14 protein-coding genes are annotated in these 15200 nt (G+C 62.0%); 5 read left to right on the top strand and 9 right to left on the bottom strand.

Annotated elements, in window-relative coordinates:
* Positions 1 to 200: 200 nt before the first annotated feature.
* A complete protein-coding gene (locus J3P95_RS17195; protein WP_186610522.1) occupies positions 201 to 563 on the top strand; it encodes an Mpo1-like protein in 363 nt (120 codons plus the stop codon).
* 14 nt (positions 564 to 577) lie between these two features.
* Here the strand turns inward: J3P95_RS17195 and J3P95_RS17200 are convergent, their stop codons facing one another.
* The 3 genes from J3P95_RS17200 to J3P95_RS17210 all read right to left on the bottom strand — a co-directional run bounded on the left by J3P95_RS17200 (position 578) and on the right by J3P95_RS17210 (position 2688).
* The gene (locus J3P95_RS17200; protein WP_434580360.1) at positions 578 to 1375 is read right to left on the bottom strand and encodes an acyl-CoA thioesterase; all 798 of its coding nucleotides are present in this window, start codon (positions 1373 to 1375) and stop codon (positions 578 to 580) included.
* Between the two features lie 152 nt (positions 1376 to 1527).
* On the bottom strand, positions 1528 to 2289 hold the full coding sequence (locus tag J3P95_RS17205) for a CHAD domain-containing protein (RefSeq protein WP_434580358.1): 762 nt from the start codon (positions 2287 to 2289) through the stop codon (positions 1528 to 1530).
* 108 nt (positions 2290 to 2397) lie between these two features.
* Positions 2398 to 2688, bottom strand: a complete 291-nt coding sequence (locus J3P95_RS17210) for a hypothetical protein (RefSeq protein ID WP_186636932.1) — start codon at positions 2686 to 2688, stop codon at positions 2398 to 2400.
* A 208-nt stretch (positions 2689 to 2896) separates the two neighbouring features.
* Here J3P95_RS17210 and J3P95_RS17215 point away from each other — a divergent pair, with 208 nt between their 5' ends.
* Complete coding sequence (locus J3P95_RS17215) at positions 2897 to 3940, top strand: patatin-like phospholipase family protein (protein ID WP_434557948.1); 1044 nt, start codon at positions 2897 to 2899, stop codon at positions 3938 to 3940.
* 33 nt (positions 3941 to 3973) lie between these two features.
* On the opposite strand, the gene J3P95_RS17220 is transcribed toward J3P95_RS17215, so the two are convergent.
* The 6 genes from J3P95_RS17220 to kdpF form a co-directional block, all read right to left on the bottom strand.
* A complete protein-coding gene (locus J3P95_RS17220; protein WP_186636943.1) occupies positions 3974 to 4672 on the bottom strand; it encodes a response regulator in 699 nt (232 codons plus the stop codon).
* Positions 4673 to 4720: 48 nt separating this feature from the next.
* Complete coding sequence (locus tag J3P95_RS17225; protein ID WP_434557950.1) at positions 4721 to 7372, bottom strand: DUF4118 domain-containing protein; 2652 nt, start codon at positions 7370 to 7372, stop codon at positions 4721 to 4723.
* A gap of 45 nt (positions 7373 to 7417) precedes the next feature.
* Positions 7418 to 7963, bottom strand: coding sequence for a potassium-transporting ATPase subunit KdpC (kdpC, locus tag J3P95_RS17230; protein WP_434580356.1), 546 nt, complete (start codon positions 7961 to 7963; stop codon positions 7418 to 7420).
* Between the two features lie 88 nt (positions 7964 to 8051).
* On the bottom strand, positions 8052 to 10106 hold the full coding sequence (kdpB, locus tag J3P95_RS17235) for a potassium-transporting ATPase subunit KdpB (RefSeq protein ID WP_434580354.1): 2055 nt from the start codon (positions 10104 to 10106) through the stop codon (positions 8052 to 8054).
* A 10-nt stretch (positions 10107 to 10116) separates the two neighbouring features.
* Entirely contained in the window at positions 10117 to 11811 is a 1695-nt protein-coding gene (kdpA, locus tag J3P95_RS17240; protein ID WP_434580353.1) for a potassium-transporting ATPase subunit KdpA, read from the bottom strand.
* An 8-nt stretch (positions 11812 to 11819) separates the two neighbouring features.
* The gene (gene kdpF, locus J3P95_RS17245; protein WP_053155116.1) at positions 11820 to 11909 is read right to left on the bottom strand and encodes a K(+)-transporting ATPase subunit F; all 90 of its coding nucleotides are present in this window, start codon (positions 11907 to 11909) and stop codon (positions 11820 to 11822) included.
* A gap of 280 nt (positions 11910 to 12189) precedes the next feature.
* On the opposite strand from kdpF, the gene rfbB reads away from it, so the two are divergent.
* From rfbB to rfbD, 3 genes are read left to right on the top strand one after another with little or no spacing between them, the layout of a single operon-like run.
* Positions 12190 to 13272 (top strand): dTDP-glucose 4,6-dehydratase, encoded by a 1083-nt coding sequence (gene rfbB, locus J3P95_RS17250; RefSeq protein ID WP_434563871.1) that lies wholly within the window; start codon positions 12190 to 12192, stop codon positions 13270 to 13272.
* Entirely contained in the window at positions 13269 to 14165 is an 897-nt protein-coding gene (gene rfbA, locus J3P95_RS17255) for a glucose-1-phosphate thymidylyltransferase RfbA (RefSeq protein ID WP_434563873.1), read from the top strand. Before rfbB ends, rfbA begins: the two co-directional genes overlap by 4 nt.
* The gene (gene rfbD, locus J3P95_RS17260) at positions 14162 to 15040 is read left to right on the top strand and encodes a dTDP-4-dehydrorhamnose reductase (protein ID WP_434557954.1); all 879 of its coding nucleotides are present in this window, start codon (positions 14162 to 14164) and stop codon (positions 15038 to 15040) included. Before rfbA ends, rfbD begins: the two co-directional genes overlap by 4 nt.
* The last annotated feature ends 160 nt before the right edge of the window (positions 15041 to 15200 follow it).

Consider the following 15200-nt stretch of genomic DNA (forward strand, 5'->3'; position numbering starts at 1 on the left):
CGCGCTAGCCGTTTGGGGCCGCAGCCCAGCGGGCGCAAGCTCCCTCGCCACAAAAGCAGTCAACATAGCCACAAAGGCAGTTGTCGACATAAATACGCTATAGCCGCCTATCGTTGCGATAGTCAACCGCGATTCGCCGCCCTGCCCGGCCGGGCCTATTCTTGGGTTATTCGGACTTCACAGACTCAAGGAACAGCATCATGGGCAAACGTCACCCCAACCTTCCGGCCTGGCAATGGCGCGCCTACCCCGACAATCATCGCCACCCGACCAACCTGGTCCTGCACTTGATCGCGGTGCCGCTGTTCATCATCGCCTTTCTATTGATCGTATCGGGCGTCTTCAGCCTGAGCCTGGGCGATGTCGCCATCGGCGTGATCGGGCTGCTCGCTGCACTGGGGTTGCAGCGCCACGGCCATAGCCTGGAAAAGCAAGCATCCGAGCCGTTCAGCGACCGCAAAGACGCAATGTCGCGCCTGCTGGTGGAACAATTCCTGACCTTTCCTCGATTTTTCCTCAGCGGTGGCTGGTGGCGCGCCTGGCGGGAACGCCACCGTCACTGAATCGCCGAACCGCCTCAGCCGAAAATCGTGACTGTCTGCCGGCTCATGGCAATCAGACGACCGTCGGCACTCCAGAATTTCGCCGCGACATGGCCATAACCGTCCTGGGCGTGTTCGATCTCGGCCAGGTACTGGCACCAATCCAGCGTGGTGAGTTCCAGCAGCGGCTGGACGAACTCGATGGTCCAGGTGAGCGTGCTGCCCGGCGCCATTTGCGTGAGGTGCGGCAACAACGCCGGCGGCCAGGCGTCGACCAGCGCCAGAATGTGGCCTTCGTCCAGCGGCTCCTCTTTCACATCGCCGCGCAGGCGCACCCAGCCGCCCATGCTCCGGGATTTATTGCCGGTGAAGGGCAATCCGCCGACACTCCAGCGCATCGCCAGGTGCCGCATGAACTCAGGCGTGGCGCCTTTGACATAGGGCAACTCCTGGCACTGCTCGACAGCCTTGAATGCCGGCGCAGGATCAGCCTGCACCGCCACGACCGAGGATCGTGACGCGCCGAAACTGCCCTGGACGATCGTCACCACCTGCCCACCCTGCACGGCGCGCCCCAACACTTGGCTGACGGCCTTGCCTTCACGCAATACGTCGACTTGGAAACTCACCGGCACGTCGGGCGCGACCGGGCCGACAAAGGTAATCGCCAGCGAGCGAACCGGGCGATCCGCCGGAACCCGCGCACGCATCGCCTCGTATTGCAACGCCGCCACCAGGCCGCCAAAACTGGCACGCCCCTGGCCCCATTCAGGCGGGATCGTCACGGCCTCTGGCTGATGACGCACCGCATCGATCAAATCGGAAAAGCGCATGGCAACCTCGAAGACAGGGAAAACGATGAAGGATCTTAACTATCCCGAGCGGGCAGTACAGCGCTCATTCCGGCCAAAGAGACTGACAGAAAAGCCGTAACCCCCCAATCCACCCTCAGTCCTTGCGAGCGCAGGGTTGTTTTTGCCAGGGTTCAGGATTTATCGAAGCAACTGGCGATGAGTTTATCGAGCACCCGATCGGACTTGGCCTCAGCCTTTTCCATGGTGATCCGCCAGCCTGGTATGAGGGATCGCAGGTCGTGCTCCTGCTCGGCCCGCGCCAGCCATTGCCAGCAATCGTGCCAGTCGCCCAGCGCGCCTTGGGCGGATTTGAGTCGGGGCATGGCCGCTTTCGGCAAGCGGTCGAGTTCGGGATAGGCTTCGATGGCGTAGCGCACGCGCTTGATCAGCAGGCGCAATCGGTGGCGATCATGGGCGGGGTCGCGCAAGGCCTCGCCGAGTTTCTTCCATTGTTTGTCCAGGCGTTTTTCGATGCGTTTGCGCAACCCCGCGAGCAAGCCCTGGCGCTGGGCGGCGCGGATGAAGCGCGGGAACGCGTCGAGAATCATCAGCAAGCGCGCCAACTCCTGGCTGCTGGCTACGGCGGGATAGGCTTCGGCCATTTGCACCTGGCGCCGCTGCGCCGCCTCGACCTTGCCGTGCTGCTCAAGGTAGGCGGCCAGTACTTCGCGATCGCGCAACGGCGTGGTCAGGGTACCGACCGCCGACGCGGCTTTTTCCAGCTGTTCAACACCGGGCAAACCGCGCAACGGGCGAAGCAGGCTGCGCAACCGCCGGACCGTGGTCCGCAGGTCGTGCAATGCTTCGCTGTCGGTTTGGGCATTCAAGCGGGCCTGACAGGCCAACAAGCGAACTTCCAGGCCCACTATCCGGGCCACCAGGCGATCGATCATGGAACTTACTCCGTGCGCAGCTTCGAGTTGCAAGCTTCAAGCTTCAAGCGAGAGGCGGCGTGGGTCGTCCTCTTGCAGCTTGAAGCTTAAAGCTTGCAGCTGCCTTTATCACCTTCCCGCGCGGGATTCGCGGATGTAGAAGCGCGCCTTCTCGGCTTTATTGGCACAGCCTTCGAACGCTTCGAATTGCTGCTGGGTCTTGGCGCCGGTCAGCAACGACAGGGCCTTGGAATAGCTGACAGTACCGGCAAAACCTTCGGCCTTGGCCAGGTCCAATTCCCGCCAGGCGCTGTCGAGCTGGCTGCCGCAACTGTCGCGGTAAGCGGTCTTGCCGGCACAACCGGCCAAGGCCAGAACCATCAGGGATGCCACCAAGGGCAGGCAGATCCGGGCTTTCATCGATAACACCTCAAGTCAGGTCAACAGTTGTGCTGGTAAGACGGTTTCGCCGGCAAAAAGTGCCTCGGTTCGGCCGCCATATTCAAGTGTGGACGGAGCATACGCATATGCCGTCGCGGCGTGTCAAAAAACGACGTCCGCGCCACAACGATTGAGCCTGGCCTTCGATACGTGCATTGTTGGTGTCTGTTCGACAAGAGGCCAGCTCATGACAAAACGTGTTGCATTGGTATTGGGCTCGGGCGGCGCCCGGGGCTATGCCCATATCGGAGTGATCGAGGAAATCGAGCGACGCGGCTACGACATTGCCTGCATCGCGGGTTGCTCCATGGGCGCCGTCGTGGGCGGGATCTACGCCGCGGGCAAGCTCAAGGATTACCGTGACTGGATCGAGAGCCTCGATTACCTGGACGTGCTCCGGCTGGTGGACGTCAGTTTCCGCCTCGGGGCAATTCGCGGTGAAAAAGTCTTCGGGCAGATCCGCAAGATTGTCGGCGAACTCAATATCGAAGACCTGCGCATTCCCTACACGGCGGTCGCCACCGACCTCACCAACCAGCAGGAGATCTGGTTCCAGGAAGGCTGCCTGCACCAGGCGATGCGTGCCTCGGCGGCGATTCCCAGCCTGTTCACCCCCGTCATGCAAGGCAATCGCATGCTGGTGGATGGCGGCCTGCTCAATCCGCTGCCGATCGTGCCGGTGGTGTCGAGCCATTGCGACCTGATCATTGCGGTCAACCTCAATGCCACCAACCAGAAACAATACAAGCTGCCCGTGATCCAGCGCCCCGCCGCGTTCCGACGGCGCTTCGACACCCTGGTCAATTCCCTGGGTTCACGGCTGCCGTTTCGCCGCAAACAAGCCGAGCAATTGTTGTTGTTGGAGCAGGAAGCCCTCAAGGCCGAGGCCGCCGACATCAACCCGTGGATCGAATCCGCCGAGCCCGAAGGCCAGCAACCGGCCGCCGCGCCGCAGACCGAAGGTGCGCCAAGATCCGCCACCGGCTCGTTCATCATCGATAACGTCGGGCCGGCCTCGTTGCTGGACTTGATCAACCAGAGCTTCGAGGTGATGCAGACTTCGCTGGCGCAATACAAGATTGCCGGTTACCCGCCGGATGTGTTGATCAACGTGCCAAAACGGGTGTGTCGGTTCTTCGAGTTCTACAAGGCGCCGGAGCTGATCGCGTTGGGGCGGGAGATTGCCAGCGATACCTTGGATCGGTATGAGCGCGAGCAGAACCAGAGTTGAGCAGGCTTGCTGTGGCTGACCTGAGAGCTTGGGTTAAGCACCCGCCTCTTCCAACAACCGATACCCCACCCCCGGCTCGGTCACGATGAACCGCGGCCGGGTCGGATCGTCGGCCAGTTTCTGGCGCAGGTGACCGACAACGATGCGCAGGTAGTGGCTGTCTTCGACATGGGTCGGTCCCCAGATGTCCTTGAGCAGTTGCTGCTGGGTAATGACCCGTCCCGGATGCCGGGCCAGTTGCGCCAGCACCGCGTACTCCTTGCGGGTCAGGGCCACTTCGGTGCCGTCCAGCAACACCCGGCGATAGGCCAGGTCAACGGTCAGCGCGCCGAACGTCAGCGCCGCTTCCTGAGCCTCGCCTGCCGGTGCCTGGCGCAGCAGCGCGCGCACGCGGGCCAGGAATTCCTGGATGCCGAACGGCTTGGTCACGTAGTCATTCGCGCCGTTGTCCAGCGCCTCGACTTTCTGCGCCTCGCTGGCGCGCACCGAGAGCACCAGGACGGGCGCCGTCGACCATTGACGAAACTCACGCAGCACTTGCTGGCCGTCCATGTCCGGCAGGCCCAGGTCGAGCACCAACAGGTCGGGTTTGTTCAGCGCCGCCTGGGCCAGGCCCGCGGCGCCGGTGTCGGCTTCGAGCACCTTGTAGCCTTGTGAGGCCAGGCTGATGCGCAGGAATTTGCGGATCTGCGGTTCGTCATCGATGACCAAAAGGGTCGCGCTCTGGCTCATGGGGTCCGTTCATCACAGTCAAGTGGCGAGAGCATAACGCAGCGCCGTTCAGGCTTCATCGTCCATCCCCGGTTGTGCCTGCAAGGGCAGGTGCAAAGTGATGCAGGTGCCGCGGCCGTCGAGGCCGTCAGCCACGCTGATCCGCCCGCCATGGGCTCCGACCATGCCCTGGCAAATCGCCAAGCCCAGCCCTGTGCCCTGCCCGCCTCGATCACCGCGCGCAGCGGTGTAGAACATGTCGAAGATTTTCTCGCGCTCTGGCTCGGGAATGCCTGGACCTTCGTCGGCCACGGCAAAAAAAACCTCATCCTCCTTCGCCCCAGCGGTGAGCAGTAGCCGTCCGTGAGCGGGGGAAAATCGCGCGGCATTTTCCAGCACATTGACCAGGGCCTGTTCGATCAGCGCCGCATGGACATGCAGCAACGGCAAGTCGGACGGCACTTCAACGCCCACCGCCAGCGGCGCCAACACCGCCCGAAGCCGGTGCAAGGCACTGGCGACGATGTCGGCCGGGGACACCCAATCGCGGGCAAGTTTCAGCGCGCCATGGCCGAGGCGGGTCATGTCGAGCAGGTTCTGGATATAACGATCCAGGCGCTCGGCCTCGTCGCGGGTGCCTTCGAGCAGTTCACGCCGATCCTCCAGCGGGATCGCTTCGCCCAGCGCCAATAGGCTGTCGATGCTGCCGCGCATGGACGTCAGCGGTGTGCGCAGGTCATGGGAGACGGAGGCCAGCAAGGCACTGCGCAGTTGTTCGGTTTCGCCATGCAGGCGCGCCGCTTCCAGGTCCTGTGCCAATTGCGCCCGCGCCAGGGCCTGGGCGAGCGGCTGGCTGAGGGCCGCCAGCAAACGTCGGCGTTGACCACTCAACGGCTTGCCGTCCTTGGGGCAAATGCCCAACAGGCCCAGCGGACCGCCCTCGGTCGACAACGGCCACCACCACCAACGCCCGGACGGCAACGTGGCGGTGCCGGCGCCGGCCGGTTGATCGTGTTGCCAGGACCAGTCGGCGGCGGCGCGCTCGGCCTCGGTGAACGTCAACGGCTCGGCGGTCTCGACGTTCCAACCGTGCTGGCCGTCGCGGTTGAGCAGGCACAGTTGCACATCGTCCTCGCTGTTGAGGTGCAGCACGGCGGCGCTGATCACGGCTTGGCGATCAGTGGCGGCGGTCAGTTTGCGCGACAGGTCGAGCAGCTCACCGGTTTCCTGCTGGGTGTCGCGCAGGGCCTGCAATTGACGACGCTGACGAGCCGCGAGATTACCGGTCAGGGCGGCCATCAGCAGGAAGAACACCAGCGTCAGCACGTCTTCTTCGCGTTGGATCGTCAGGGAAAAATTCGGCGGGATGAACAAAAAGTCATAAGCAAGGAACGACAGTGCCGCGCAAGCCAATGCCGGGCCGAGGCTGCTGCGTACCGCCACCAACAGCACCGCCATCAGAAACACCAAAGAGATGTTGGGCAGCGCCAGCCACCCGGAGATTCCCCAGGCCAGCGCGCTGGCAGTCGCCGTCGCCACCAGCGCCAGCGCGTAGTCGAATCCACTCTGGGCGGTGCTCGGGCGCAGGCGAGCGGGCGCCGGCGTTTCTTCGCTGTCCAGCACGTTGATTTCCAAGCCACGGGCATCGCGCAACAACCGCGAGGCCAGGCCGCCGCCAAACAGGCGCCTGCGCAAACGCCGCCGGGACTGGCCGACCAGCACTAACGTCGCACGACGTTGTGCAGCGTGTTGGATCAAGGTCTTGGCGACCTCCCCGGCGCGCAGCGACACCACCTCGCCGCCGAGGCGTTCGGCCAGTTGCTGGGCGCTTTGCAGACGCTGGCGGGATGATTCGTCCTGGGCGTCGCCGTTGTCCACGTGCACCACGCTCCAGGGCAAATGCCGACGCTGGGCGACGCGGCTGGCGTGGCGCACCAGCCGTTCGGCCTGGAGGTCGCCGTCCACGCCCACCAACAACCGGCCCCGCACCGCCGGAGCCGACTGGCCCAATTGTCGATAGCCCTGGGCCAAGTCGTTGTCCACCTGCGCGGCGGCGGTCTGCATGGCCAGTTCGCGCAACGCGGTGAGATTGGTCTGCGTGAAAAACGCATCGATCGCGGCGCGGGCCTGCTCCGGCACGTAGACCTTGCCATCGCGCAGACGCTCGAGCAGCTCGCGCGGCGGCAGGTCGATCAGCAACAACTCATCGGCCTCCTGCAAGACCCAGTCCGGCAGCGTTTCGCGCACCTGCACGCCGGTGATGCCGCGCACCTGATCGTTGAGGCTTTCCAAGTGCTGGACGTTGACGGTGGTGTAGACATCGATGCCGGCGGCGAGCAACTCCTGGATATCCTGCCAACGCTTGGCATGGCGACTGCCCGGTGCGTTGCTGTGGGCCAGTTCATCCACCAGGACCAGGCTCGGGTGGGCCGCGAGCAGGCCGTCGAGGTCCATTTCCTCGAGCATCACCCCGCGATATTCCGAACGCAGCAGCGGCTGCTGTGCCAGGCCATTCAACAGGGCTTCGGTCTCGGCACGCCCGTGGGTCTCGACGACGCCGGCAAGGACCTCCGTGCCCTGACGCAACCGGGCGTGGGCCGCTTGCAGCATGGCGTAGGTCTTGCCGACGCCCGGGGCGGCGCCGAGGAAGACCTTGAGGCGACCACGGTCGTGGCGCGGCAGGTTGGCTAACAGTGCATCGGCACGGCCGGAGTCACTCATGCTGCGGGTCTCTTCCAGATTTGATCAAAACACCCTGACATCGGGTCAGAGCTTTTCCAGCGCCAGGTTCAGCGCCAGCACATTCACCACGGGCGGCCCGACCAGGGGCCGCTCGATGTGGCTATCGAGCAACTGCTGCAACGTCGAGACCGGCAGGTTCCTGGCCGCCGCGACACGCGCCAGTTGATAGGCAATCGCGGCTGGAGGCAAGTGCGGATCCAGCCCGCTGCCGGAGGTGGTGAGCAGCGCCAGCGGCACCGGTCCCTGGCCGGGCACTTGCAGCGCTTGGGCGTCAGCGCTCACCCGCGCGGCCAACGCCGGATTGCTCGGCGAAAAGTTGCTCGCGCCGCTGGCCACCGTGGCGAAGGCGCCCGCCGAGGGACGCGGATGAAACCAGCGATCGCCGACAAAATCCTGGGCGATCAACCGAGAGCCGCGAACCTTGCCGTCAGCGTCATGGACCAGGCTGCCGTTGGCCTGGTCCGGGAAGGCGAGTTGCGCCACGCCGGTGACCAGCAAGGGGTAGGCGACGCCGGTGATAAGGGTCATGAGCAGTAACAGGCTCAGGGCCGGACGAACGAAAGTGAACATTTTTCCAGATCCTCAGGGTGTACACACCGTGGCGAGGGAGCTTGCTCCCTCGCCACGAAAACAGTCGTGTCTGAAATTTCCTCGGGGCTCAAACCAGCCCCAACCCCGTCAGCAGCAGGTCAATTGCCTTGATCCCCACGAACGGTACGGCGATTCCGCCCAGGCCATAGATCAACAGATTGCGTCGCAGCAACGCCGCCGCGCTTGCCGCCTGCACCCGCACGCCGCGCAGGGCCAGGGGGATCAGCACGACGATGATCAAGGCGTTGAAGACGATGGCCGAGAGGATTGCGCTCTGCGGGCTGGCCAGGTGCATGACATTGAGCACGCCGAGCTGTGGATAAATCGAGGCGAACAGCGCCGGCAGGATCGCGAAATACTTGGCGATGTCGTTGGCAATGGAAAACGTTGTCAGCGCCCCGCGCGTCACCAGCAATTGCTTGCCGATCTGCACCACGTCCAGCAGTTTGGTCGGATCGCTGTCGAGATCGACCATGTTGGCCGCTTCGCGCGCCGCCTGGGTGCCGTCGTTCATTGCCATGCCAACATCGGCCTGGGCCAGGGCCGGAGCGTCGTTGGCGCCGTCGCCGCACATGGCGACCAGCCGGCCATCGTTTTGCTCATGGCGAATGCGCGCCAGTTTTTTCTCCGGCGTGGCCTCGGCCAGCACGTCGTCGACACCCGCCTCGGCGGCGATGGCGGCGGCGGTCAGCGGGTTGTCGCCGGTGACCATGACGGTGCGGATCCCCAGCTTGCGCAACTCGGCAAAGCGTTCGCGTATGCCGGGCTTGACCACGTCCTTGAGATGGATGGCACCGAGCAGTTTGCCGTCGACACAAACCAGCAAGGGAGTGCCGCCGCTCTGGGCGATCTTGTCGATTTCCCGCGCCAGCGCCGCCGGCAATTCAGCGCGAGGCAGGCCGATGAAACTCAACAGTGAATCCACCGCACCCTTGCGATAGACACGGCCCTGGTAATCGACACCGGACAACCGAGTCTCGGCGCTGAACGGCACGGTGGTGAGCAACTGCGCCGCTGGCTCGGGCTGCGAATGCAAGCCGCGCAAGAATTCGACGATGGATTTGCCCTCGGCCGTGTCATCGGCCAGCGAGGCGAACAGCGCGCCTTCGGCCAACTCTTTCGCGCTCACCCCTGGCGCTGCATAAACCGCCGAGCACCGACGGTTGCCAAAAGTAATGGTGCCGGTCTTGTCCAGCATCAGCACGTGCACATCCCCCGCCGCCTCGACCGCGCGGCCGGACTTGGCGATGACGTTCAGGCGCACCAGCCGATCCATCCCGGCGATGCCGATGGCCGAGAGCAGGCCGCCTATGGTGGTCGGAATCAACGTCACCAACAGCGCCACGAGAAACACCAACGGCAAGCTGCCGTTGGCGAAATGTGCGAACGGTTGCAGCGTCACCACCACCAGCAGGAAGATCAGCGTCAAGCCGATCAGCAGGATATCCAGCGCCACTTCGTTCGGCGTCTTCTGGCGCTTGGCCCCTTCGACCAGGGCGATCATGCGATCCAGGGTGGACTCGCCGGGGTTACTGGTGATGCGCACCAGGAGCCAGTCCGACACCAGCCGCGTATTGCCGGTGACGGCCGAGCGATCGCCGCCGGACTCACGAATGACCGGCGCCGACTCCCCGGTGATCGCCGCCTCATTGACCGCCGCGATGCCTTCGATCACTTCACCGTCGCCGGGAATCATCTCCCCCGCCGCGACGCGCACCACATCACCTTTGCGCAGGCGGGTGGCGGGTATCACTTCAAATCCCTGCGCAACCTGACGGCGGGCGCTCAAGCCTTCGCTGCCGGCCTTGAGGCTGTCGGCACGGGCCTTGCCGCGCCCTTCGGCCAAGGCTTCGGCGAAGTTGGCAAACAGCACGGTGAACCACAGCCACAGGGCGATTTGCGCGGCGACGAAGGTTGGCACGGCGTTGTCGGGAATAAAGCAGAGCACGGTGGTGAGAATGGCGGTCAGTTCCACCACCAGCATCACCGGCGCGCGGTGCAATTGGCGCGGGTCGAGCTTGACGAAGGCTTGCACCAACGCCGGACGCCACAGCGCCGACAGATTGGTTTTCGGTTGCTCCGGCGCCTTGGCGACGACGGTCTTGCTCATCGGCATGTTCATCATCAATTCCTCAGAAACCCAAGCTCAGGTGTTCGGCAATCGGGCCCAGGGCCAGGGTCGGCAGAAAGGTCAGGCCGCCCACCAACAGGATGGTCACGGTCAGCAGGGTCACGAACAGCGGGCCGTGGGTGGGAAAGCTGTCCTGGCCGATGGGTGCGGTTTTCTTCAGCGCCAGGCTGCCGGCCAACGCCAGCACCGGCAGGATGTAGCCGAACCGGCCGATCAACATGCCCAGGCCCAGCATCAAGTTATGAAACGGCGTATTGGCGCCGAAACCGGCGAATGCCGAACCGTTGTTCGCCCCCGCCGAGGTGTAGGCGTAGATCAATTGGCTGAAACCGTGGGCACCGGGATTGCTCACCGCGGCGGCAGGCCCGGGCAGGCTCGCAGCAATGGCACTCAACACCAGCACACTCACCGGCATCACCAACAACGTCGCCACCAGCAACTGCACCTCTCGGGCACCGAGCTTCTTGCCCAGGTATTCCGGGGTGCGACCGATCATCAACCCAGCGAGGAACACCGCGATCAGCACATTCAGCAGCATCCCGTAGAGCCCGGCGCCGACGCCGCCGAAGATCACTTCGCCGACCATCATGTTCATCAACGCCACCATGCCGCTCAACGGGTTGAGGCTGTCGTGCATGGCGTTGACCGAGCCATTGGACGCCGCCGTGGTGGTCACCGACCAGAGCACCGTGGCGGTGGTGCCGAAACGCGCTTCCTTACCTTCCAGCGGTGCGGCTTGTTCAACGGCCGCGATGTCGAGGGTCGGATTAGGCTGCAACTCGGCCCATAGCGAAGTCGCACCGCCGATGAGGAACAGCGCGAGCATGCAGGCGATGATCGCCCGGCTCTGGCGCAGGTCCTTGACGTAATGCCCGAAGGTGAACACCAGCGCTGCCGGGATCAGGATGATCGAAGCCACTTCGAACAGATTGCTCCAGGCCGTCGGGTTCTCGAACGGATGCGCCGAATTGACACCGAAGAAACCGCCGCCATTGGTGCCCAGTTGCTTGATCGCGATCTGACTGGCCGCCGGGCCGAGGGGAATCACTTGATCCACGCCCTGCATCGTCACCCCGTGCACGTAATGCGCGAAGGTTTGCGGCACGCCCTGCCAGACCAAAACCAGCGCCAGCAACAGGCACAGCGGCAGCAATCCATAGAGCGTCGCGCGGGTCATGTCGACCCAGAAGTTGCCCAGGGTCGTGGCGGACTTGCGCCCGATTCCGCGACACAGCGCCACCAGCACGGCCAGGCCGGTGGCGGCGCTGACGAAGTTCTGCACCGTCAGGCCGACCATCTGGCTCAAGTAACTGAGCGACGCTTCGCCGCTGTAGGACTGCCAATTGGTGTTGGTCATGAAACTGACGGCGGTGTTGAAGGCCTGGGTCCACTCCATGCCGGGCAGGTGCTGGGTATTGAGGGGCAAATGTTCTTGCAGCAACAGGATCGCAAACAACAACACGAACCCCGCCAAGTTGAAGGCGAGCAAGGCCAAGGTGTATTTCTGCCAACTCTGCTCTGCGCTGGCGTCGACGCCCGACACGCGATAACAGCCGCGCTCCACCGGGCCAAGGATCGGTGAAAGCCAGGTGCGCTGACCTTCCATCACGCGATAGTAAAAACGCCCCAGAAACGGTGCCGGAATCAGCACCAGCGCGAAAAAGCCAAGGATCAGCCCGAAGTCATAACCGTGCATAGCCGCTCCTAACTCCGGTCCGCGCGCAACAGCGCAACCAGCAGATAAATGAACAGCGCCACTGCCAGCAGCAGCGACACCCCGTCCAGAACACTCATGGGATTTCTCCGTGGTACGGCGTCTTGCCGCGTGTGGTGATTGTCGGCAGGAAGGGTGTAAAGGGACGAGATCGAGAGTGGGAGTTGAGGATAAAGAATGTGTAAAGAAGACGGTTGATCGGAGTCGGCTTGAGAGCCCGTCCGACGGCGTCAGTTATTTTCCCATGCGCTAGGCTCTACAAATCCAGAATTGGGCCGACACTTCTATTGCACTACCCGACTCATGCCGACAAGCTACGGTTCATGCGTCATCGACTTATTGGGAAAAGGCTGGACTCATATGCGTATCCTCATCACCGGCGGGGCCGGTTTCATAGGCTCTGCCCTGATTCGCGAGCTGATTGAGCACTCGGGTCATGAAGTCCTTAACCTGGACAAACTGACTTACGCTGGCAACCTCGAATCGCTTGTCAGCGTCGCCAGTAACAGTCGCTACGAATTCGTTCAAGCCGATATCGTCGACCAGACGACTGTCAGCGCGGTGCTGGCGCGCTTCCAGCCCCATGCGGTCATGCATCTCGCTGCGGAGTCCCATGTCGATCGCTCGATTGACGGACCATCGGACTTCATCCAGACCAACATCGTCGGCACCTACAGTTTGCTGGAGGCCATCCGCGCCTACTGGCAAACCCTTGCCGAGCCGGAGAAAAGCGCCTTTCGCTTTCATCACATTTCCACCGACGAGGTCTACGGCGACCTGCACGGCGTCGATGACTTATTCACGGAGACCACCCCCTACGCGCCAAGCTCGCCCTATTCGGCCAGCAAAGCAGCCTCCGACCACCTGGTCCGCGCCTGGCATCGCACATACGGCCTGCCGGTCCTGTTGACCAATTGTTCAAACAACTATGGTCCGTTCCACTTCCCCGAAAAGCTCATTCCGCTTGTCATCCTTAACGCGTTGGCTGGCAAGCCCTTACCGGTATACGGCAACGGCATGCAGGTTCGTGACTGGCTGTTCGTTGAAGACCACGCCCGAGCGTTACTCAAAGTGGTCACCACGGGCAAGATTGGCGAGACATACAACATTGGCGGGCACAACGAGCAAAAGAATATCGATGTGGTTCGCGGGATCTGCCAGTTGCTGGAAGAGCTCGCACCGCAAAAGCCTGAAGGCGTCGCCCACTATGCCGACCTGATAACTTTTGTGCAGGACCGCCCGGGTCACGATCAGCGATACGCCATCGACGCCGGGAAAATCGAGCAGGAGCTGGGCTGGGTACCCCAAGAAACGTTCGAGTCCGGGCTGCGCAAAACGGTCGAATGGTATCTGGACAACCTGGAATGGTGCCGTCGCGTTCAGGACGGCAGTTATCAAGGCGAACGCCTTGGCTTCATCAATAAAAAGGAACTCCTCGCATAATGAAAGGCATCGTATTAGCGGGTGGCTCCGGCACGCGTCTGCATCCCATTACTCTTGGTGTTTCGAAACAGTTGCTGCCGGTTTATGACAAACCGATGATCTATTACCCAATATCGGTACTGATGTTGGCTGGCATCAAGGAAATATTGATTATTTCCACTCCGCAGGATCTACCGCAATACCGGAATCTGCTGCACGACGGTAGCCAGTTCGGCGTTAAGTTCAGCTACGCAATCCAACCCTCACCGGATGGCCTGGCCCAAGCTTTTCTGATTGGCGAAGAGTTTATCGGCACGGATCCGGTGTGCCTGATTCTTGGCGACAATATCTTCCATGGGGCTTATTTCGGTGCACAGTTGCAACGGGCAGCCGAACGCCCTTCAGGCGCCACTGTATTTGGTTATTGGGTGAAGGACCCGGAGCGTTTCGGGGTGATCGACTTCGACAGCAACAATTGCGCCATATCAATCGAAGAAAAACCTGCGAAGCCCAAATCCAATTACGCAGTTACAGGTTTGTATTTCTACGATAACGACGTGATCGAAATTGCCAAGGCAGTCAAGCCTTCGGCCCGTGGCGAGCTGGAAATCACTGATATCAATAATGCCTACCTTGAGCGAGGTGACTTGCAGGTCGAGCGCTTCGGTCGAGGCTTTGCCTGGCTGGACACTGGGACCCACGACAGCCTGCTCGACGCTTCACAATACGTGCAGACAATCGAACATCGCCAGGGCCTCAAGGTGGCCTGTCTGGAAGAAATTGCTTATCACAACGGCTGGATCAGCCGCGAACAGCTGCTTGAGCGCGCACGTTATTTCGGCAAGATTGGGTACGGTCAATATCTCGCCCAGATCGCCGGAGAGGAAATCAATCCCGTCGGTCTGCGACCATGAGAGTTCTCCTCAATGGCCGGCATGGCCAGCTATCCCTTGAGCTACAGCAGCGACTACGCAATGTTGGTGAGTTGATCGTCATGGGGCGGGATCAACTCGATCTGACAAAGCCAGACCTGATCCGCAAAACGGTACGAAACATTCGTCCCGATCTCATCATCAACGCTGCCGGCCACACAGGCGTCGACCAAGCGGAAAGCGAGCCAGAGGCAGCGTTTGCCCTGAATGCCGTGGCGCCTGGCATTCTTGCGGAAGAAGCGCTCGCGCTCGATATACCGCTGATTCACTACTCCACCGACTATGTATTCGACGGAAATAAAAGCGAGCCCTACAACGAAGCCGACACACCCAATCCACAGGGGATCTATGGCAAGAGCAAACTGGCAGGTGAGCAAGCCGTCTCTGCGGTTAATGGCAAGCATCTGATTCTTCGCACCAGCTGGGTGTATTCAACCCATGGACGTAATTTCCTCTTGACCATGCAGCGGCTTCTCCAGGAAAGATCAGAGCTACGAGTCGTCGATGATCAGATAGGAGCGCCGACTTGGGCGGGCTCCGTCGCCAACAGTACGCTGGCGATCATTGAGCGGTGGCAAGGTGGAGAGGAGACGTGGGGAACCTATCATCTGACGGCTCAAGGCGAGATTTCCTGGTTTGGGTTCGCCCAAGCTATCGTCGATGTGTTGCATCAACAGGGCAAGCCTTGTGCAACGTTACTGCCTATTTCCTCCAGCGAATATCAGGCAGCAGCGGTACGTCCGCTCAATTCAAGGCTTGACTGCAGCCGGTTGGAACGGGATTGGGGAATCAGCCAGCCTTATTGGAAATCGGCGCTGCTTGAATGCCTTGATGAACAAACTGAGCTTCTTTCGTAGGGCGTCCATCTGGAGAAGTCAGCGGTGCCACACGTCTGCACGAGATCACGGCAAGCCATGAATCCGTGGCGCTGAACTGGGGCATCGAACACCACAATTCGGGGTGAAACATCCCCGATACGACCTGATTTCATCCATAACGACCGCAACGGCCTTCCTG

Origin of the sequence: Pseudomonas sp. Z5-35 (assembly GCF_051131945.1) — a bacterium.
Classification (GTDB): Bacteria; Pseudomonadota; Gammaproteobacteria; order Pseudomonadales; family Pseudomonadaceae; genus Aquipseudomonas; species Aquipseudomonas marvdashtae.

Coding starts and splice junctions, on each gene's coding strand:
- rfbB (WP_434563871.1), top strand. CDS start 12,190: ATGCGTATCCTCATCACCGGCGGGGCCGGTTTCATAGGCTCTGCCCTG.
- kdpB (WP_434580354.1), bottom strand. CDS start 10,106: ATGAACATGCCGATGAGCAAGACCGTCGTCGCCAAGGCGCCGGAGCAA.
- J3P95_RS17200 (WP_434580360.1), bottom strand. CDS start 1,375: ATGCGCTTTTCCGATTTGATCGATGCGGTGCGTCATCAGCCAGAGGCC.
- kdpF (WP_053155116.1), bottom strand. CDS start 11,909: ATGAGTGTTCTGGACGGGGTGTCGCTGCTGCTGGCAGTGGCGCTGTTC.
- J3P95_RS17225 (WP_434557950.1), bottom strand. CDS start 7,372: ATGAGTGACTCCGGCCGTGCCGATGCACTGTTAGCCAACCTGCCGCGC.
- kdpC (WP_434580356.1), bottom strand. CDS start 7,963: ATGTTCACTTTCGTTCGTCCGGCCCTGAGCCTGTTACTGCTCATGACC.
- J3P95_RS17220 (WP_186636943.1), bottom strand. CDS start 4,672: ATGAGCCAGAGCGCGACCCTTTTGGTCATCGATGACGAACCGCAGATC.
- J3P95_RS17210 (WP_186636932.1), bottom strand. CDS start 2,688: ATGAAAGCCCGGATCTGCCTGCCCTTGGTGGCATCCCTGATGGTTCTG.
- kdpA (WP_434580353.1), bottom strand. CDS start 11,811: ATGCACGGTTATGACTTCGGGCTGATCCTTGGCTTTTTCGCGCTGGTG.
- rfbD (WP_434557954.1), top strand. CDS start 14,162: ATGAGAGTTCTCCTCAATGGCCGGCATGGCCAGCTATCCCTTGAGCTA.
- J3P95_RS17215 (WP_434557948.1), top strand. CDS start 2,897: ATGACAAAACGTGTTGCATTGGTATTGGGCTCGGGCGGCGCCCGGGGC.
- J3P95_RS17195 (WP_186610522.1), top strand. CDS start 201: ATGGGCAAACGTCACCCCAACCTTCCGGCCTGGCAATGGCGCGCCTAC.
- J3P95_RS17205 (WP_434580358.1), bottom strand. CDS start 2,289: ATGATCGATCGCCTGGTGGCCCGGATAGTGGGCCTGGAAGTTCGCTTG.